This is a genomic window from Bradyrhizobium genomosp. III (genome assembly GCF_000261705.1).
Classification (GTDB): domain Bacteria; phylum Pseudomonadota; class Alphaproteobacteria; order Rhizobiales; family Xanthobacteraceae; genus Bradyrhizobium; species Bradyrhizobium ottawaense.
In genome coordinates this window covers 1-19,964 of the sequence record NZ_AJQF01000027.1, presented here as the reverse complement: position 1 = coordinate 19,964, position 19,964 = coordinate 1, and the positions used below count along the sequence as shown (strand labels likewise).

Genomic DNA, 19,964 nt, shown 5'->3' with positions numbered 1-19,964 from the left:
CAGCTCCCGCGGCCGCCGCCGCGCCGGCAGGCTTCGTCAATCCGCCTCCGCCCAAGCAGGCGCCGCAGCCGGCCCGCGCGGCTTGCAACACGCCGGGCGCGCTCGGTGTCGCCCGCACCGTCGAGATCGACACCACGGGCGGTCCGGGCTTCGGCTTCGAGCATTTCAAGGAGCTCGACTTCCTGCGCGACAAGGAGGTGGTACTGACCTTCGACGACGGCCCCTGGCCCAAGAACACGCCCGCTGTGCTGAAGGCGCTCGCCGACGAATGCACCACCGGCATCTTCTTCTCGATCGGCAAGCACGCGACCTATGAGCCCGAGATCCTGAAGCAGGTCTACAACGCCGGCCACACCGTTGGCACCCACACCTGGTCGCACGCCAATCTCAACAACAAGAAGCTTAACGAAGCGCAGCGCAAGGAAGAGATCGAGAAGGGCCTGTCCGCGGTGAAGTGGGCGCTCGGCGGCATCTCGCCCTCGCCGTTCTTCCGCTTCCCGGCGCTTCAGCATCCGCCGGAGATGGTCACCTATCTCGGCAACCGCAACACCGCGATCTTCTCCTGCGATATCGACTCTTTCGACTTCAAGGCTTCCAAGCCCGAGAAGGTGGTCGAGACCGTGATGAAGAAGCTCGACACCAAGGGCAAGGGCATCATCCTGATGCACGACTTCCAGAAGCACACGGCGGAGGCCCTGCCCGAGCTGCTCAAGCGCCTGAAGGCGGGTGGCTACAAGGTGGTGGCGATGCGCGCCAAATTCCCGGCCTCGTCGCTGCCCGAATACGACCAGGAGCTGCTCAAGGACGCCAAGCTGCCGACGGTGAGCCAGCGCCCGGTCAATTCCGTGGTGACGACCGTTTCCGAATAGACGGCCATTGTCTTTCCGTATCGAAGGCTACGTCATCGTCTCGGCGGACGGCATGCTCGCCGACGCCGGCCACGTCATGCCCGACAGCCTGAAGTTCGACGGCGACAAGCTGTTCTTCGAGCAGGCGCTCGATCGCGCCGCGCTGATCGTGCACGGCCGCAACTCGCATGAGCAGCAGCCGAATTCGCCGAAGCGCAAGCGGCTGATCCTGACCCGCAAGATCAAGGCGCTCTCCGTCGATCCGGAGATGCCGAACGCAACGCTGTGGAATCCGAAACAGGCGAGCTTCGAGGAGGCCTGCGCCTTTGCCGATGTCGCCTCCGGCATGGTCGCCATCATCGGCGGCCCCGCCGTGTTCGAGATGTTCATGGGCCGCTACGATACCTTCTGGCTGTCGGAAGCCCCGCATGTGCGCCTGCCCGGCGGCGAAGGCTGCTTCGTCGGCGTGCCCCAGCGGAGCCCGCATGAGGTGCTGGCGTCGCACGGCCTGAAGCCGGGCACGCCGTATCTGCTCGACGCGGCGCATGAGGTGACTGTGACACCCTGGCGCCGAACGTAGGCCGTCAGACGTCCCCGTACGCCGCCTCGGCCGGACGCGTGGTGCGGCCGTATCCCATGATCATGAACAAGGCGCCGATGATCGAAAGGTTCTTCAGCGCGTCGACCACCATCTTCGCGTTGTCGGGCGGCGCCTGGTTCCAAAAATCGTCGAACAGCACGGTCGCGACCGCGACATAGACGATCAGCAGCATCGCGAAGAACCGCGCGCCGAAATTCAGCGCGATCATCAGCCCCGCGATGATCTCGAGCGCGCCGACCGCGATCGCCAGCAGTTGCGGCGTGGTCATGGCGGTGGCCGTCTCCACCTGCTTGGCGTAAGGGGCGACGATGTCGGGCACCACGACCTTGGTGGCGATGAAGTCGGCCGTCGCCTGGATGGCAAAGAGCTTGGTCGCGCCCGTGTAGATGAACAGCACGGCGAACAGGATTCGCCCGAAAGTCACGAACGCTGGCATGATCGGCCTCTTGGCAAAGCGCTAAGCACGGAACGCGCAAGGATTATGAAGAGTTGCGCGCCGCTTTACAAACGGGGAAATGGAGAACTGAAAGTAATTCAACGTTGGCGAGGCGGACGGTGTAGTGGCGCTCGCTACCGGAGTCGAACTACCGGGACGAATTCGACCACCACTCTCTCTCTGCGTCATGGCCGGACTTGTCCCGGCCATCCACGGCCTGTCCCGCGGCACGAAGATCGTGGATGCCCGGGACAAGCCCGGGCATGACGAGTTCGGAGAATCTTACTTGAACGGTCCCTTACGTAAACAGCGTCGGCTGCCGGGCCGCGCGCTCCTGCGCTTCGACCACGGCGACGGCCGTCATGTTGAGGATGCCGCGTGCCGTCACCGACGGCGTCAGGATATGCGCCGGGCGCGCCGGGCCGATCAGGATCGGGCCGACGGGGAGCGCGTCCGCCAGCGACTTGATCATCTGATAGGCGACGTTGGCGGTGTCCAGCGTCGGCATGATCAGGATGTTGGCCTCGCCCTCGAGATTGGAATGCGGCAGCACCATTTTTCGCGCGGCAGCGGAGAGCGCAGTATCGCCCTGCATCTCGCCGTCGGCCTCGATCTCCGGATGCTTTTCCTTGAGCAGCTGGGTCGCGCGGCGCATCTTGCGCGAGGAATCGGTGTCGTAGCTGCCGAAATCCGAGTGCGAGACGAAGGCGATCTTCGGCTTGATGTTGAAGCGCTGAACGTGGACCGCGGCGAGCGAAGCGATCTCGGCGAGTTCCTCCGCGCTCGGATTGGGGCGAACTTGCGTGTCGGCGATGAAGAAGGCGCCCTTGCTGGTGATCAGCAGTGCCAGCGCCGCGTAGTCGCTGATGCCCGGGCAAAAACCAACGATCTCGCGGACATGGCGAAGATGGCTCATGTATCGGCCCTCGACGCCGCAGAGCATCGCATCCGCCTCCCCGCGCGTCACCGCGAGCGCAGCGATGACCGTGTTGTTGGTACGCACCACCGTGCGCGCCGCATCCGGCGTCACGCCCCTGCGGCCGGCGACCTCGACATAGGACTGCACGTAGGAACGGTAGCGCGGATCGTCCTCGGGATTGACGAGGTCGAAATCCTTGCCGGCGCGGATGGAGAGGCCGAAGCGCTGGATGCGCGCTTCCACGACCGAAGGACGGCCGACCAGGATCGGCCGCGCCAGGTTCTCCTCAAGCACCACTTGCGTGGCGCGCAGCACGCGCTCGTCCTCGCCTTCGGCGTAGATCACGCGCACCGGCTGGGTCTTGGCCTTGGCGAACATCGGCTTCATGACGAGGCCGGAGCGGAAGGCGAAGCGCTCGAGCAGCGCGGTGTACTCGTCGAAATTGGTGATGGGCCGCGTCGCCACCCCCGACTCCATCGCCGCCTTCGCCACCGCCGGCGCGATGCGCAAAATCAACCTGGGATCAAACGGGCTCGGGATCAGCGAGCCCGGGCCAAAACCCTGCGTCTCGCCAGTGTCGAAACCCTGGGCGACCGCATCCGACGGCGCCTCGCGCGCGAGCTGCGCGATGGCCTCGACGGCGGCGTGCTTCATCTCCTCGTTGATGGCGCTGGCGCCGACATCGAGCGCGCCGCGGAAGATGAAGGGAAAGCAGAGGACGTTGTTGACCTGGTTCGGATAGTCGGAGCGGCCGGTGCAGATCATGGCGTCAGGGCGCACCTTGCGCGCCTCCTCCGGCATGATCTCCGGGGTCGGGTTGGCGAGCGCCATGATCAGCGGCTTGTCGGCCATCGCCTTGGCCATCTCCGGCTTGAGCACGCCGGGCGCCGAGAGACCGATGAAGATGTCGGCACCGCCGATGACGTCGCCGAGCGTCCGCTTGTCAGTCTTCTGCGCATAGACCGCCTTCCAGCGGTCCATCGTGGTGTTGCGGCCCTCATGCACGAGGCCGTCGATGTCGCAGACCCAGATGTTCTTGCGCTGCGCGCCCATCGACACCAGAAGATTGAGCGTCGCGATCGCCGCGGCCCCTGCCCCGGACGCCACGATCTTGACGTCGGAGAGTTTCTTGCCGTTCAGCCTGAGGCCGTTGGTGATGGCGGCGGCGACGATGATGGCGGTGCCGTGCTGATCGTCATGGAAGACCGGGATCTTCATGCGCTCCTTGAGCTGCGCCTCGATCTCGAAGCATTCCGGTCCGCGGATGTCTTCCAGATTGATGCCGCCGAAGGTCGGTTCGAGCGCCGCCACAGTCTCGACCACGCGATCGATGGTGTCGGCGGCGATCTCGATGTCGAACACGTCGATGCCGGCGAATTTCTTGAACAGGACGGCCTTGCCCTCCATCACCGGCTTGGATGCCAGCGGGCCGATATTGCCGAGGCCGAGCACGGCGGTACCGTTGGAGACCACGGCGACCAGATTGGCGCGGGTAGTCAGCGTGGCGGCTTCCGCCGGGTTCTTGGCGATCTCGGTGCAGGCCGCGGCGACGCCCGGCGAATAGGCCAGCGCGAGGTCGCGCTGGTTGGCAAGCGGCTTGCTTGCCTGGATCTCGAGCTTTCCAGGGCGCGGCAGACGATGGTAGGCGAGCGCCGCCTGGTGGAGATCATCAGAATAGGACGACATGCGGTGTCTCGCCTCGCGTTACCGGCCTCAAAAATGCACGATCCGAAAGCGGCTGTCCAAGCGGACCGTATTTCCGGGTCATGGAAACGGGATGAAGCACGCCGGGCGCCCCGGTGGCAACATCCGATTGCGCGCCCATCAACAGGGCGCGCGGTCAAATATTTGAAAACCATAGCTTTCCCTGGACCACGCGGCGTTTCGCGAATATGGCAGGTTGCGCGGTGCAAAACGAGCAACTGGAGCTGGGAATGAAGCGAATCCTGATCGGCCTGATCGTGGCAGCCGTACTCGGCGCGGGCGGATGGTTCGGCTTCAACCTCTATGTCCAGCATCGGGCGACGAGCGAGGTCGAGGCAGCCTTCGAGCAGTTACGCGCAGGCGGCGGCAAGGCGAGCCATGGCAAGATCGGGTTCGAACTTGGGACGCGCACGCTGACGATCGAGGATATCACGATCGCTCCCGGCGAGCAGCCGCAGGCGCAGATCAAGATTGCCGGCATCAAGGGCGCCGGCGTTCGCCTGATCGACGATAACAGCTTCTCGGCCGACAGCATCGACGTCACGGGTTTCGAAGTCGCGCTGGACCAGGTCGGCGCCGCGAAGCTGAAGGCGTCCTACAAGATTCCGCAACTCACCTTGCGTGACTATGCCGGCCCCGTTCACGCCGGCAATGCGCCGACGGGCGGATCCCTGATCGAGCTTTACCGTTATGTACTCGATCAGTACGCCAGCATCACGGCATCGTCAGTCACGGCTCCGACGCTGACGATGACCTTCGATGCGAGCGGCAGCGCCGCCGGCAGCGGCGAGGTCGCCTATTCCGGGCTGGCAATCCAGAATCTCAAGCGCGGCAAGATCGATGCAATGAAAGCGGACCGCGCCGTCTTCACCATCGACGTGCCGCAACCGGGCAAGCAGGACAAGCTGACCGGCGACCTCTCCAACGTCGTCGTCAACGATTTCGACGCGACCGCGATCGCCGCGGCGCTCGATCCGCAGAAGACCGGCGACGACAGCTATCATCGCGTCTACCGCCAGATCTCGGCCGGCCCCTATGTGCTCAAATCGACCCAGGGCATTCGGATGGACATCGACGGTATCACCTTCGAGGACATCGCGGTGCAACCGTCAAAATTCCGGCCGGCCGAAATCATTGCGCTATTGCCGACGGACCGGTCGGTGGTCCCGACCGTCGCACAATCGCGCGAGATGATGGAGAAGCTCGCCGGGTTCTATGATGGATTTCGCATCGGCAAGATCGAGGTCGGCAAGTCATCCATGGGCACGCCGCAAGGGATGGCCAGGATCAATGCCGTCAGATACCGGGAGGGTGAGTTCGCGGTCGAGGGCGTCGATACGCCCTCGCCGCAAGGGCAGTTCAAGATGGAGCGGTTCGCGCTGAAATCGTTCAGCGCGGCAAACCTGATGCGCTGGGCGGCGGGGCTCAGCAGCCACGGGCAGCCGCCCTCGCCCGATCAGATGCTCGGCCTGTTCCGCGTGCTCGAAGGCGCGGAGATCAAGGGCGTGGTGGCGCCCTACAAGAATACGCGGCAGTTCGTCACCATCGACACGATCAGCCTGAACTGGGGCCAGCTGGTCGGATCGATTCCGAGCAAGGCCAATCTGGTCGTGAGGATGGTCGCGCCGGCAGACCCCGCCAATCCGGCGCAACGGCCGCTGATCATGGCAGGCGTGGACAAGCTCGCGATCGACCTCGATCTCGGTGCGGCCTGGACGGAATCGTCCGGCGCATTCGCGCTCGCGCCGGCCACGCTCGATCTCGGCAACCTTGCCAAGGCGCAGGCCCGCTTTGGGCTTGCCAACGTCCCGCGCAGCCTGTTCACGACCGACCCGGTGCAGGCGATGGGCCAGGCGGCGCAGGTCGAGACCGGCACGTTCGAGCTCTCACTGCGCGACAGCGGCGTGGTCGATCTCGTCGTGGCGCAGTTCGCGCGCATGCAGGACGTCAGCCGCGACGCCGCACGCGGCGCCATCGTCGCGATGATCAGGGCGCAGGGTGAGAAGATCACAGGGGCCAATGGCGACGTGAAAATGGCGGTCGATGCGCTCGCCGGTTTCGTGGAGACGTCAGGGCAGACGCTGACCGTCAAGCTAACGCCCCGCGCCAAGGTGCCGCTGATGCAATTGATGCAGCTGTCGCAAAGCGACCCCGAGGGCGCACTGGCGCAGTTCAGGATCGAGGCGTCGACGGGATTGTAGCTCTCGTGTCCCGGACGCGCCTCGGCACGCAGTGACGCTGCGCGTCCGGGAGAAAGCCTGCTGTGCCGAAATGTGGGCCCCGGCTCAGCAGCGCATCACTGCGTGCTGCGCTGCGTCCGGGGCACGCACCACTCACTTCTGCGGCAGGTTCACCCGCACATGCAGCTCGCGAAGCTGTTTTGTGGTCGCATCCGACGGCGCGCCCATCAGCAAATCCATCGCCTGCTGGTTCATCGGGAACAGCGAGATCTCGCGCAAATTCGTGGTGCCGCACAGCAGCATCACGATGCGGTCGACGCCCGCGGCCATACCGCCATGCGGCGGGGCGCCGTACTGGAAGGCGCGGTACATGCCGCCGAAGCGGTCGACCACTTCCTGCTCGCCGTAACCTGCGATCTCGAACGCCTTCACCATCGCCTCCGGCACATGGTTACGGATGCCGCCCGAGGCGATCTCGTAGCCGTTGCAGGTGATGTCGTACTGGAACGCCTTGATGGTGAGCGGGTCCTGGCCCTGCAGCGCGTCGAGGCCGCCCTGCGGCATCGAGAACGGGTTGTGCGAGAAGTCGACCTTCTTGTCATCCTCGTTGTACTCGTACATCGGGAAGTCGACGATCCAGGCGAGCTCGAACCGCTCCTTGTCGGTGAGGTTCAATTCCTCGCCGACCTTGTTGCGGGCGAGCCCTGAAAACTTCCAGAACTTGTCGGGATCGCCGGCGACGAAGAAGGCGGCATCGCCTTCCTTCACGCCGATCTGTGCGCGGATCGCAGCGGTGCGCTCAGGCCCGATGTTGTTCGCAAGGGGACCTGCACCCTCGCCGCCCTCGCGCCACATGATGTAGCCGAGGCCAGGCTGGCCCTCGCCCTGCGCCCACGAGTTCATGCGGTCGCAGAAGGCGCGGCTGCCGCCGCCCGGTGCGGGGATCGCCCAGACCTGGTTCTTGGGGTCTTCGAGCATGCGCGCGAAGACCTTGAAGCCGGAGCCGCGGAAGTGCTCGGAGACGTCCTGCATCTCGATGGGGTTGCGCAAATCCGGCTTGTCGCTGCCGTATTTGCGCAAGGCCTCGGCGAACGGAATCCGGCGCCAGTTCTTGCTCACCGGCTTGCCCTTGGCGAACTCCTCGAACACGCCGGTGATCACGGGCTCCATCGCCGCGAACACGTCTTCCTGAGTCACAAAGCTCATCTCGACGTCGAGCTGGTAGAACTCGCCCGGCAGACGGTCGGCACGCGGGTCCTCGTCGCGGAAGCAGGGCGCGATCTGGAAATAGCGGTCGAAGCCCGACATCATCAGCAGCTGCTTGTACTGCTGCGGCGCCTGCGGCAGCGCGTAGAACTTGCCGGGATGGATGCGCGACGGCACCAGGAAGTCGCGTGCGCCTTCCGGCGAGGACGCGGTCAGGATCGGGGTGTTGAACTCGAAGAAGCCCTGCCCCTCCATGCGCCGGCGCATCGACTTGATGATCTCGACGCGCGTCATGATGTTCTGGTGCAGCTTTTCGCGGCGCAGGTCGAGGAAGCGGTACTTCAGGCGGATGTCTTCAGGATATTCCTGGTCGCCAAACACAGGCAGCGGCAGATCGCCGGCCGGACCCAGCACCTCGATCTCGGTGACGTAGATCTCGATCTTGCCGGTCGGCAGATCGTCATTGTTGGTGCCCTCGGGGCGGCGGCGGGCCTTGCCATCCATCCGCACCACGAATTCCGAGCGCAGCTTCTCGGCCAGCGAGAACGCCGGCGAGTCCGGATCGACCACGCACTGGGTCAGGCCGTAATGGTCGCGCAGGTCGATGAACAGCACGCCGCCATGGTCGCGAACGCGATGGACCCAGCCTGACAGGCGGACCGTCTCGCCGATGTTGCTCTCGCGGAGCGCGCCGCATGTATGTGACCGGTAGCGATGCATGGTCGTCCCAAAAATGATGTCGGAGGAAGCGAATCGGACGGCCTGTCATGGCCGGTCCGAGATTGCGGCAGGGTTTACCCGACGAGGCCGGGGGCGGCAACCAAGGGAACGGCCTGTTTTGGGCCGGAAGCGCCCAATTTTGCCCAATCTGGGCTCATCCCTTTGCCATCAGGTGTTCCAGCCCTATCTTGAGGCCATGACGGTGCATTTCCCCTTCCAGAACTCCTATTCGGCGCTGCCGGACAGCTTCTTTGCCCGCGTCGCGCCGACCCCGGTCGCCGCCCCCCGGCTGATCAAGCTGAACCGCCCGCTGGCGGTCCAGCTCGGGCTCGATCCTGACCTGCTGGAGACCCCGGAGGGCGCGGCGATCCTGGCCGGCAAAACGGTTCCCGCCGGCGCCGATCCCATCGCCATGGCCTATGCCGGACATCAGTTCGGGCAGTTCGTGCCGCAGCTCGGCGACGGCCGCGCCATCCTGCTCGGCGAGGTCATCGACAGCGACGGCATCCGCCGCGACATCCAGCTCAAGGGCTCGGGCCCCACCCCGTTCTCCCGCCGCGGCGACGGCCGCGCCGCGCTCGGACCTGTGCTGCGCGAATACATCGTCAGTGAAGCCATGTATGCGCTGGGCATCCCGACCACCCGCTCGCTCGCCGCCGTCGTCACCGGCGAGCACGTCATCCGCGAGACCGCGCTGCCCGGCGCGGTGCTGACGCGTGTTGCTTCCAGCCATATCCGCGTCGGCACCTTCCAGTTCTTCGCCGTGCGCCGTGACACCGATGCGATCCGCCGGCTCGCCGACCACGTCGTCGCCAGGCACTATCCCGAACTAGTCGGCGCCGAGCGGCCCTATCATGCGCTGCTCGCCGGCGTCGTCGCGCGCCAGGCCGATCTCGTCGCGCGCTGGCTGCTGGTCGGCTTCATCCACGGCGTCATGAATACCGACAACAGCTCCATCTCCGGTGAGACCATCGATTACGGACCCTGCGCCTTCATGGACGCCTACAACCCTTCGCAGGTGTTCTCCTCGATCGACGAGATGGGCCGCTACGCCTATGCCAACCAGCCGCGTATCGCGCTGTGGAATCTGACGCGCCTCGCCGAATGCCTGCTGCCGCTGTTCTCCGACGAGCAGGAGAAGGCGGTCGCGGAGGCCCAGGACATCCTCGGCGCGTTCTCAGACCAGTTCAGCGCGGCTTATCAAGCCGGCCTGCGCAAAAAGGTCGGCCTGTTCACGGAGCGCGACGGCGACGAGGCGCTGATCCAGGACCTGCTCGACGCCATGGCCAAGAACCAGGCCGACTTCACCCTCACCTTCCGCAAGCTCGGCGACGCCGCCGTCGATGACACTGCGGATGCGCGCGCGCAGTTCATGCAGCCCGCGGCCTTCGACGAGTGGGCCGGCCGCTGGCGCGCACGCATCGCGCTGGAGCCGCAGAGCGCGGCCGAGCGGCAGGCGGCCATGCACGCCGTCAATCCCATGTTCATCCCGCGCAACCACCGCGTCGAGGCCGTGATCCAGGCCGCCGTCAACGACGACAATTACGCGCCATTCGAGGAATTGGTGAAGGTGCTGGCGAAACCGTTCGACGACCAGCCGGATTACGCCGCCTATGCCGATCCACCGCTGCCGGACCAGCGGGTGTTGCAGACGTTCTGCGGGACCTAACCAAACATTCAATGCGTAGGGTGGATTAGCCGAAGGCGTAATCCACCACTTCCTTCGACGGCGGAGGCAAAGAGGTGGATTACGCTTCGCTCATCCACCCTACAGATTGGCGCGGCTATCACGTCCGCTCTCCGAACTCGCCGATGAACTGAGTGTCTCCGCCCCAATCCTCCGGAAGCAGTCCTGCACGAACATCGCGGTGAATGACGAATACGGCCAGTCGCAGACTCGCGACACATGCCCGTGCTTGACGGGATTGTAATAACAATACTCGACGTGGCGGGCGTAGTCGGCCTCGTCCCGGATCAGGTGCTCCCAGAACCGTCGCTGCCATATGCCGCGTTCATTCCGTGAGAAACGGACAGCGCTCAGCCGCTCGGTCACCGGGAGTGCTTTGGCGAAACGAGGCTTGATCAAGCGCCAGCGCACCGAAAAATCGGCGTCGCCCGACGGCAGCTTCCAGATTGCGTGGAGATGGTCCGGCAGAACCACGAAAGCATCGATTGCGAAGGGGTGGCTCTGTCGCATTGCGGCGACCGCGTCTCGCAGGCTCTCAATCTGGTCGGTCAAAAGAGCTTTCCGCCGATCGAGCAGGTTCACGGTAAAGAACCAGCATCCTCCCGGGACGAATGCGCGGCGGTAGTCGGACATGCATGGCAAATAGCACAACTTGCAGTTGGCTTACAGTGGTGGATTACGCCTTCGGCTAATCCACCCTACGAAGCGTAGCACTGTGGACGCAGGAACCGCTGTCATCAAACTGAAACACACGCCCTCTAACCGCCTGTCAGGGTCGTCTTGCCGGAAGCGCCCATCCTCCAACCGTCCCGACAAAGCGCGCCATGCCCTTCAAATTCATCCACATCACCGACACGCATCTGGCGAACCCCGGCTTGAAGCTCTACGGCCTCGACCCGCGCGCCCGGCTGGACGCTGCGATTGCCGACATCAACAAGCATCAGTCCGACGCGGCGTTCGCGGTCGTGACCGGCGACCTCACGCATTGGGGCGAGCCGGAGTCCTACGCCAATTTCGCCGACGCGATGGCCGCGCTCAAAATCCCTTACATTGCCATGGTCGGCAATCACGACAAGCGCGTGACTTGCCTCGATAGCCTGAAGGCTGCGCCGCGCGATGCCAACGGCTTCGTGCAGGGCACGCGCACCACCGAGCACGGCCTGTTCGTCTTCCTCGACACGCTGGACGAGACCAGCCACGCCGGCGAGATGTGCGCCAAGCGCTTCGACTGGCTCGCGAAGACGCTCGCGGCTGCGCCTGCCGACCAGCCGTTCGTCGTGTTCATGCATCACCCGCCCTTCCCGATCGGCGTCCATGCGATGGACGAGATCGGGCTGAAGCAGAGTGCCGAATTTGCCGAGGTGATCGCACCCTATCGCGCCCGCATCCGCCATCTGTTCTTCGGCCATGTACACCGTCCCATCTTCGGCAGCTACGGCAAGATCCCGTTCTCGACCTTGCGCGGCACCAACCACCAGGTCTGGTTCGAGCTCGACGCCGGCGCGCCGCATCTGGCCAGCCACGAGCCGCCCGCCTATGGCGTCGTGCTGATCGACGACGAGAACCTCGTCGTGCACAGCCACGACTTCCTCGACGAAAGTCTGCGCTTCCCGTTCGAACCACCCGTGGGAACGGACGGCCGCGACTATGCGCTCAATTTCCCGGCGCGGTGAGATGAGCCTCGCCGAACCCGCGGCTCTTCCGGTCGCGACCTCGGCGGCGGCGCGCCTGGACGTCCTGAAGCGCCTCGGCACGCGCTTCAGAGCTTCGCTGCCCGCCTATCTCCTGTTGCTGCCCTCGCTGGTCTTCCTCGCGCTGTTCACCTATGGCGCGATGGGCCGCGTGCTCGTCGATGCGCTCTACCAGCGCGCCACGCCGAAGGCGCCGGTCCGCTTCGTCGGTCTCGACAACGTCGCAGCGGTGCTGGCCGACCCCGCTTTCTCCGGCGCGGTCGTCAACAATCTCGTCTATGCTGTGGGCACCGCGGTCCCCAGCATCGGCCTCGCGCTCTTGTTCGCGCTGGCGCTGTCGCGCACCAACGCCGTGAGCAGCGCGCTGCGCACGGCACTGTTCCTGCCGGTGCTGATCCCGATGGTCGCGGCCTCCGCGCTGTTCATGTTCATCTTCCTGCCCAATGTCGGCCTGCTCGACTACTACATTGGCCGCTTGCTTCCGGTGCTGCCGAACTGGCTCGGCGACCCCGATATCGCGCTTTACGCGATCATGGTCATCACGATCTGGAAGAACGCGGGCTATTACATGCTGTTCTTCCTCGCCGGCCTCCAGGCCGTGCCCGAAGACGTGATGGAGGCCGCACATCTCGACGGCGCCGGGCCTTACATGCGCCTGCGCCACATCATCCTGCCGGAGCTCAAGCCCACTTTCCTGTTCGTTACCGTGATCGCCACGCTCAACGCGGTGACGCAGGTCGACCACGTCTTCGTCATGACCCAGGGCGGACCGTCGAACTCGACCAACCTCGTGCTGTTCTACATCTACCAGCAGGCGGTCGAGCATTACGACGTCGGCAAGGCCTCGGCCGCGACGCTGCTGACTCTCGCCGCACTGATGGGCCTCACCGCGCTCTCCTTCCGCACCATGGCCAACCGCGAGGGCGGGCCATGAAGCTGTTCGACCGCCTGTTCAGGGACGCCCCGCTCGCCACAAGGGGCGAGATCACGCCCAAGCTCGGCTTCCTGCTGACCGTGCTGCTCGCGATCGTCTGGCTCATCCCGTTCCTGTGGATGGTCGTGGCGACGCTGCGCCCGGCCTCCGACGGCATCAACGCCATGGCCGAGTTGATGCCGAGCCTGAAGCCGACGCTCGACAATGTCAGGGATGCCTGGGAGATCGGCGATTTCCCGCGCTACACGCTCAACACCACGATCATCTGCGCCGGCATTCTGCTGGTGCAGTTCGCCACGATCACGCTGGCGGGCTTTGCCTTCGCCCGCCTCGCCTTCGTCGGCAAGACGCTGATCTTCTATCTGTTCCTGATGCAGCTGATGCTGGTGCCGGTGCTGCTGATCGTACCGAACCTGTCGCTGGTGGCGCAGCTCGGCCTCTACGACACGCTCACCGGCGTGATGATGCCGTTCTTCGCCTCCGCCTTCGGCACCTTCCTGATGCGGCAGGCGTTCGAAGCCATTCCGACCGAACTGGAAGACGCCGCGCTGATCGATGGCGCCAGCCTGTTCCAGCGCATCCGCCACATCTACGTGCCGCTGTCGGTGCCGAGCTTCTCGGCCTTCGCCATCATCTCCGTCACCAGCCACTGGAACGACTTCCTGTGGCCGCTGATGGTGATCAACTCGCCGGACAAGCGGCCGCTCACGGTCGGGCTCTCGGTCTTCACCAAGACCGCGGAGGGCACGCAAGCGTGGGGCACCATCGCCGCCGGCACGCTGATGGTGATCGCGCCGCTGCTCATCACCTTCCTGATCTTCCAGAAGCGCTTCATCAGCTCTTTCGTCACCTCAGGCATCAAATAGGAGATTCTTCGATGCTGTTTTCCCGCAGGCTCATGCTAGGCCTCGCCATGGCAGGCTCTATGGCAGGCGCCCTCGCCTTTCCGGCTCTCGCCGGCGAAGGTCCGACCGAAATTGATCTGTTCTTCCCCGTCCCCGTCGACGGCAAGCTCGCCCGCGACATGGGCACCTTGATCAAGGAGTTCAACGAGACCCATCCGGACGTCAAGGCAACCGCGGTCTACACCGGCTCCTATGACGACACGCTGATCAAGACGCGCGCTGCGATCAAGGCCGGCAAGCCGCCGTCCGCCGTGATCATGTCGGCCAACTTCCTGCTCGACATGCAGATCGAGAACGAGCTCACCAATCTCGATGCCCTGATCAAGGCCGACGGCACCACCAAGGAGCAGTTCCTCGGCCAGTTCTTCCCCGCGCTGCAGGGCAACGCGGTGATCAACCGCTCGGTCTACGGCGTGCCGTTCCACAATTCGACGCCGCTGCTCTACATCAACGCCGACAAGGCCAAGGAAGCCGGCCTCGATCCGAACAAGCCGCCGCAGACCTGGGCCGAGCTCACCGACTGGGCCAAGAAGCTCACCAAGCGCGAGGGCGACAAGGTGACCCAATGGGGCATTGCGATTCCCTGCGCGTATGACTATTGCGGCTGGATGATGGAAACGCTGACCATGAGCAATGGCGGGCGCTACTACAACGAGGAGTTCGGCGGCGAGGTCTATTACGACACGCCCTCGATGCTGGGCGCACTGACCTGGTGGAACGACCTTGTCACCAAGCACAAGGTCCATGCGCCCGGCGCCACGCCCGGCCCTGCCGTCAGCACCTCTTTCATCTCAGGCAATGCTGCGATGATGATGCTGTCGACGGGCTCGCTCACTTACGTGCGCGACAACGCCAAGTTCGCCTACAAGGTCGCCTTCATCCCGCGCAACGTCCGCAACGCCGTGCCGATCGGCGGCGCCTCGCTGATCGTTCCGGCCGGCCTCGAGGCCGACAAGCAGAAGGCCGCCTGGACGCTGATCAAGTGGATGACCTCGCCCGAGAAGAGCGGCTGGTGGAGCCGCGCCACCGGTTATTTCGCGCCCAACATGGCCGCCTACAAGACGCCTGAGATGGTCGACTTCCTGAGCAAGAACCCGGACGCCAAGACCGCCGTCGAGCAGCTCGATGTCGCAAAGCCCTGGTTTGCGACCTACAAGACCGTCCCGGTGCGCAAGACGCTGGAGGACGAGGTGATGCTGGTCCTCAACGGCAAGAAGCAGCCGAAGGAGGCCCTCGCCGCCGCCCAGAAGGCCGCGGATGAGACGCTGAAGCCGTACAATGCGGAGACGTCGCTGAAGCTGCCGTAAGGATCGCTGCATCGCCAACGACCATCGGCGCTCCGTCATGCGGGGCGCCGATTTCGTTTTAGGCGGCCGCCCGTATTAACCCCCCGTCCACCATCCGGCGGCCCGCACCGCCGGTAACCATCGCAATTAACAGACCCTCAACGCACCCCCGACAAATCTATCAATGTTTCTGGAGATTTCGCCGTGGATCTGTTGGTTTTCGAGTTCCTGGGATTGGCGTTGGTCGCCATGTGCGTGGTCGTGGTGGCGTTGCCCTGTGCCCGCAAATCCTCGCACCGGGTCCGCTACGAATAGGAATTTCGTCGGAAAAAGCGATTCCGGTCCAAATGCAAGGCTCGAATTCGCATCGAGCCCCTTGACATCACAGCGCTTTCGGCAGAACGGCTGATATCAAGTGTCATGGGCCGTTCATGGATTTGATTACCACCACCGCTGACCTCGCGGCTGCCTGCAGCCGGCTGGCCAAGCACCCCGTCATTACCGTCGATACCGAGTTCCTGCGCGAGACCACCTACTACCCGCTGCTATGCGTGGTGCAGATGGCCAGCGCCGAGGAAGCCGTCGTCGTCGATACCCTGGCCGAGGGGATCGACCTCAAGCCGTTCTTCGAGCTGATGGCCAACGAGGCCGTGCTGAAGGTCTTCCACGCCGCCCGTCAGGACATCGAGATCATCTGGCACCAGGCCAACATCATCCCGCATCCGGTGTTCGACACCCAGGTTGCCGCGATGGTGCTGGGGTACGGCGACAGCATCGCCTACGACGCGCTGGTCGAGAAAGTCACCGGCCACCGCCCCGACAAGACCCACCGCTTCACCGACTGGTCGCGCCGGCCGCTGACCAAGGAGCAGATGCATTACGCCGTGTCCGACGTCACGCATTTGCGCGACGTGTTCGCAGCGCTCGATGCCGACCTCAAGAAGCGCCGCCGCAGCGAATGGGTCTCCATCGAGATGGAGGTCCTGACCTCGCCCCGGACCTACGACTTCCACCCCGAGCGCGCCTGGGAGCGGCTGAAGACGCGCGTGCGCAAGCCGAAGGATCTCGCGGTCCTGATGGAGGTCGCCGCCTGGCGCGAGCAGGAGGCGCAGAGCCGCGACGTGCCGCGCGGCCGCGTGCTGCGCGACGAGGCCGTCAGCGATATCGCGACCCACGCGCCGAACACGCTCGAGAAGCTCGCCCATCTGCGCTCGGTGCCGAAGGGTTTTGAGAAATCCAAATGGGGCGCGGACATCGTCGCCGCGGTCGAGCGCGGGCTGGCGCGGGATTTTTCGACGCTGCCGAAGCTGGAGAAGCCGCGCAACAACAACAATGGCGCCGCCATCGTCGAGCTCTTGAAGGTGCTGCTGCGCATGACCGCGGAGCGGCATGCGGTCGCCAGCAAGGTGATTGCCACCGTCGACGATCTCGAAGAGATCGCAGCCGACGACGAAGCCGACGTCCCCGCCTTGCGCGGCTGGCGCCGCGAGCTGTTCGGCGATGCCGCCTTGAAGCTCAAGCGCGGCGAGCTGGCGCTGGCGATCGAGAAGGGCCGCGTGATCGGGGTGCAGCGGGCGTAAGGCTGCCGCCAGCTATCAACGCGGCATAATTCAGACCGTCATCCCCGCGCAACGGCGAAGCCGTTGTCTGCAAAGGCGTGCGATGCAAAGCATCGCACGGGGATCCTCGAAGGATGAGCGGCCACACTGCGAGCCAGCCGGGCCGTCGCCCTTCGAGGGCCGCTGAAGAAGCGGCCACCTCAGGGTGACGGTGTTAGATTGAGCGCCCAGACAAGAGCCTACGCCGGCGTCAGCTTCGCCACTTCCGCCTTCATGTCATTCAGCACGCCCGAAATGGCGGCGACGAGGTCGTCGATCTGCGCCTTGGTGACGATCAGCGGCGGGCAGATGGCGATGGCGTCCAGCATGTTGCGCGAGATCACGCCGCGCTCCTGGAGCATGCGGCTGGCGATGCCACCGACTGCGCCCGGCGTCGCCGCTGCGGTCTTGCGCCCCTTGTCGAGCACGAGCTCGATTGCCGCGATCATGCCGACGCCGCGGACCTCGCCGACCAGCGGATGGCTGGTGAGCTCGCGCAGTCTGCCCTGCATGTAGGCGCCGAGCTCGGCGGCATGCGCGACCAGGCCGCGCTCCTCGATGATCTTGAGGTTTTCCAGCGCAACCGCCGATCCGACCGGATGACCGCCCGCGGTGAAGCCGTGGCCGAGCACGCCGATCTTGTTGCTCTCGTCCGCGATCGGCTCGAACATGCGATCGTTCATGATGATGGCCGAGAACGGGAAATAGCTCGAGGTGATCTGCTTGGAAACCACGAGCACGTCAGGCTTGATGCCGTAGGTCTCGCAGCCGAACATCTTGCCGGTCCGGCCGAAGCCGCAGATCACCTCGTCGGCGACGAGCAGGATGTCGTACTTGTTCAGGACCGCCTGGATCTTGTCCCAATAGGTCGCCGGCGGCACGATGACGCCGCCCGCGCCCATCACCGGCTCGCCGAAGAACGCCGCGATCGTATCGGGACCCTCCTTCTGGATCAGCGCGTCGAGCTCCTCGGCCCGGCGCGTCGCAAACGCTTCCTCGGTCTCGCCGGGGGCGCCGTCCTTGTAGAAATGCGGCGAGCCCGTGTGCAGGATGTTCGGCAGCGGCAGATCGAACGAGCGGTGGTTGTTCGGCAGGCCGGTGAGGCTCGCCGAGGCAATGGTGACGCCGTGATAGGCGCGCATCCGGCTGATCACCTTCTTGCGCTGGGGCTGGCCGAGCGCGTTGGAGCGATAGGCGATCAGCTTGAGGACGGTGTCGTTGGCTTCCGAGCCGGAATTGGTGAAGAATACCTTGCTCATCGGCACAGGCGCGAGCGCGACCAGTTTCTCGGCAAGGTCGATCGAGGGCCCGTGCGATTTGGCGGAGAACGTGTGATAGAACGGCAGCGCCAGCATCTGCTTGTGTGCAGCCTCGACCAGCCGCCTCTCGTTGAAGCCGAGCCCGACGCTCCACAGGCCGGCCATCGCCTCGAAATAGCGCTTGCCCGACGCATCGAAGACGTAGGGACCCTCGCCGCGCTCGATCACCAGGGGACCGGCCTGCTGATGGGTGCGCGCATTGGTGTAGGGATGGAGCTGATAGGCCACATCCCGGGCCTCTTGCGAATTGGGCAGCATGGACATTTGCGAGGATCCTTGAAAGCGTCACGTCGCAGGCACAGCCGGCGTCATCACTCGATGATCAAGTACCTTGGCTATTGCGACAGCGCAGAACTTGCAACGCCAATTCGTCGGCAGCAAGCGCTCAGCAGCGATGCACAAAGATGCACGCGAAAAAGCTGCACGTGACATTGCCGCACGTGACAAAGCCGCACGTGACAAATCCGCTCATGACGAAGCAACACGTGGAGCAGCTCTCATGCCGCGTCGTCGTCATGCCCGTCGTCAGTGCCGGCGGCGGCCTCCCTCACCTCCACCAGCGCCATCGAGAGCAGATAGACCGTCGTCGGCAAACCCAGCCCGCGCGCCCTCTCGGCCGCACGCGACAGATCGCTCGCCAGCTCCTTGAGCTCGTCTCCCCGTGACAATCTCTCACCCCATCCGCCGGTCGCGGCCGCCTACACCGCAACGGCGCCGCTGGTTCTGATCAGTTCGGCGCTGGACTGGATTGTAGCAAAATTCCCGATGACATTCACTACCGCATGCTTATAGGCGGCGGCATCGCCCGTACCCGGCTGCCGGCAAGCCGCGGCGTCAGCGACGACCTGGTAGCGATGGCTGCGGTGAAACCCATCAACGGCGGTGGCCAGGATGGTCTCGTCCAGGGAAAAACCGATCAGAATGCAGCGCACAGTGCGGATATTGGACATGTAGTCCACAAACCGCGACGAGCTGTAGGCCGACGGCAGCGGATGGTCGAACGTCATTTCTCCCGGCCGCGGCTTGGTCTCCGCGATCCAATCGGTCAGCCTCGATGCCGGATTGAACCACGCCGCCTGTGCGATGCGCTTCAGATGCATCACCGGCCAGAGATTGCCCCGCCACAAGGTCAGGAGTTCCAGGCAGCGCGCAGTGACGGCGTCGCCGTCGAGGACGACGTGGCGGCGCCCAGGGGTCAGATATTCGACCTGGAGATCCGCGCAGACCAGGATCGGCGGATCTTCGTGAATGGAAGCCAGCATTGTCTTGCGCAGAGCTGCACCAGTTTCAACGGTCGGCGAGCGCGAGATCCCGCAGCGGTGAGGTCACCGCCCGCCCCGCCGAAGCGTCGAGCACGCCCGGCCGGTCCCAATCGCCTTCGGGGCGGATGATCACGTAGGGATCGCTGTCCAGCGTGATCGCGTCCGGTCCCGGCTCGATCTCCAGCAGCATTTCCGTGTAGGAAAAATCCGAGAACGTGACCTTGCGATTGTGGCCGAGCGGCTTGGCGCCGAAATGGGCCCAGAAATCGACCAGCCTGTCCTGCGCCTGGCCGTAGATCTTGCGAAAACCCTTGCGCTTCACATAGTCGACGCTGGCCTGCACCAGCTTGAACGAGACGCGCGAGCGCCGGTATTGGTGGCGGACCGCGAGCCGCTCCACCTTGGCGAAATCGCCGAAGAAGCGCACCCGCAGGCAGCCTGCGGGCTCGTTGCCGACGAAGCCGATGAAATGGGCCGCGACCATGTCGTTGCCGTCGAACTCCTCCTCGAACGGACAATCCTGCTCGGCGAGATAGACCGCCGAGCGAATGGCAGTGACCAGCATGAGATCGCTTGGATCGCGCGCAAGGCGGATGGTGATGGCGCGGGAACAGGGCTTGGCGACGGGAATCCTAGTACCGTGCATCTGCAAAACTCCTTGCTTGGAT

16 protein-coding genes and 1 pseudogene are annotated in these 19,964 nt (G+C 64.6%); 9 read left to right on the top strand and 8 right to left on the bottom strand.

All coding sequences use genetic code 11. The features are described 5' to 3' along the window. Both IC66_RS0102505 and IC66_RS0102500 read left to right on the top strand, forming a co-directional pair. The coding region (locus IC66_RS0102505; protein ID WP_038946556.1) for a polysaccharide deacetylase family protein at window positions 1–869 on the top strand (869 nt) is incomplete at its 5' end. 7 nt (window positions 870–876) lie between these two features. Beyond that, window positions 877–1,428: a dihydrofolate reductase gene (locus tag IC66_RS0102500; RefSeq protein ID WP_028144967.1), complete on the top strand. Its 552-nt coding sequence runs from the start codon at window positions 877–879 to the stop codon at window positions 1,426–1,428. Window positions 1,429–1,432: 4 nt separating this feature from the next. On the opposite strand, the gene IC66_RS0102495 is transcribed toward IC66_RS0102500, so the two are convergent. After that, window positions 1,433–1,885: a DoxX family protein gene (locus IC66_RS0102495; protein ID WP_028144968.1), complete on the bottom strand. Its 453-nt coding sequence runs from the start codon at window positions 1,883–1,885 to the stop codon at window positions 1,433–1,435. 298 nt (window positions 1,886–2,183) lie between these two features. Continuing rightward, window positions 2,184–4,490 (bottom strand): NADP-dependent malic enzyme, encoded by a 2,307-nt coding sequence (locus IC66_RS0102490; protein WP_028144969.1) that lies wholly within the window; start codon window positions 4,488–4,490, stop codon window positions 2,184–2,186. A gap of 248 nt (window positions 4,491–4,738) precedes the next feature. Between IC66_RS0102490 and IC66_RS0102485 the strand changes: the two genes are divergently transcribed. Further along, window positions 4,739–6,709 (top strand): hypothetical protein, encoded by a 1,971-nt coding sequence (locus IC66_RS0102485; RefSeq protein ID WP_038946555.1) that lies wholly within the window; start codon window positions 4,739–4,741, stop codon window positions 6,707–6,709. Between the two features lie 132 nt (window positions 6,710–6,841). On the opposite strand, the gene aspS is transcribed toward IC66_RS0102485, so the two are convergent. After that, complete coding sequence (gene aspS, locus IC66_RS0102480; protein ID WP_038946554.1) at window positions 6,842–8,614, bottom strand: aspartate--tRNA ligase; 1,773 nt, start codon at window positions 8,612–8,614, stop codon at window positions 6,842–6,844. A gap of 196 nt (window positions 8,615–8,810) precedes the next feature. On the opposite strand from aspS, the gene IC66_RS0102475 reads away from it, so the two are divergent. Then, complete coding sequence (locus IC66_RS0102475; RefSeq protein ID WP_038946553.1) at window positions 8,811–10,283, top strand: protein adenylyltransferase SelO; 1,473 nt, start codon at window positions 8,811–8,813, stop codon at window positions 10,281–10,283. A gap of 118 nt (window positions 10,284–10,401) precedes the next feature. Here IC66_RS0102475 and IC66_RS0102470 read toward each other — a convergent pair. After that, a pseudogene (locus IC66_RS0102470) lies at window positions 10,402–10,934 on the bottom strand (REP-associated tyrosine transposase). Between the two features lie 191 nt (window positions 10,935–11,125). Here IC66_RS0102470 and IC66_RS0102465 point away from each other — a divergent pair. From IC66_RS0102465 to rnd, 5 genes are all read left to right on the top strand, one after another. Further along, on the top strand, window positions 11,126–11,974 hold the full coding sequence (locus IC66_RS0102465; RefSeq protein ID WP_038946551.1) for a phosphodiesterase: 849 nt from the start codon (window positions 11,126–11,128) through the stop codon (window positions 11,972–11,974). Window position 11,975: 1 nt separating this feature from the next. Then, window positions 11,976–12,926 carry a carbohydrate ABC transporter permease gene (locus IC66_RS0102460; RefSeq protein ID WP_038946549.1) on the top strand — a complete coding sequence of 317 codons (951 nt, stop codon included), beginning with the start codon at window positions 11,976–11,978 and terminating at the stop codon, window positions 12,924–12,926. Continuing rightward, entirely contained in the window at window positions 12,923–13,792 is an 870-nt protein-coding gene (locus IC66_RS0102455; RefSeq protein ID WP_028144976.1) for a carbohydrate ABC transporter permease, read from the top strand. Before IC66_RS0102460 ends, IC66_RS0102455 begins: the two co-directional genes overlap by 4 nt. Before the next feature lie 11 nt (window positions 13,793–13,803). Then, the gene (locus tag IC66_RS0102450) at window positions 13,804–15,138 is read left to right on the top strand and encodes an ABC transporter substrate-binding protein (protein ID WP_038946548.1); all 1,335 of its coding nucleotides are present in this window, start codon (window positions 13,804–13,806) and stop codon (window positions 15,136–15,138) included. A gap of 410 nt (window positions 15,139–15,548) precedes the next feature. Further along, a complete protein-coding gene (gene rnd, locus IC66_RS0102440; protein ID WP_028144978.1) occupies window positions 15,549–16,697 on the top strand; it encodes a ribonuclease D in 1,149 nt (382 codons plus the stop codon). A gap of 218 nt (window positions 16,698–16,915) precedes the next feature. Here rnd and IC66_RS0102435 read toward each other — a convergent pair whose 3' ends face one another. The 4 genes from IC66_RS0102435 to IC66_RS0102420 all read right to left on the bottom strand — a co-directional run bounded on the left by IC66_RS0102435 (window position 16,916) and on the right by IC66_RS0102420 (window position 19,942). Next, window positions 16,916–18,298 (bottom strand): aspartate aminotransferase family protein, encoded by a 1,383-nt coding sequence (locus IC66_RS0102435; protein WP_028144979.1) that lies wholly within the window; start codon window positions 18,296–18,298, stop codon window positions 16,916–16,918. A 233-nt stretch (window positions 18,299–18,531) separates the two neighbouring features. Continuing rightward, window positions 18,532–18,702: a hypothetical protein gene (locus IC66_RS47515; protein ID WP_162832232.1), complete on the bottom strand. Its 171-nt coding sequence runs from the start codon at window positions 18,700–18,702 to the stop codon at window positions 18,532–18,534. A 30-nt stretch (window positions 18,703–18,732) separates the two neighbouring features. After that, window positions 18,733–19,296, bottom strand: a complete 564-nt coding sequence (locus IC66_RS0102425) for an isochorismatase family protein (RefSeq protein ID WP_028144980.1) — start codon at window positions 19,294–19,296, stop codon at window positions 18,733–18,735. Window positions 19,297–19,321: 25 nt separating this feature from the next. After that, window positions 19,322–19,942 carry a GNAT family N-acetyltransferase gene (locus IC66_RS0102420; protein WP_028144981.1) on the bottom strand — a complete coding sequence of 207 codons (621 nt, stop codon included), beginning with the start codon at window positions 19,940–19,942 and terminating at the stop codon, window positions 19,322–19,324. Between the last annotated feature and the right edge of the window lie 22 nt (window positions 19,943–19,964).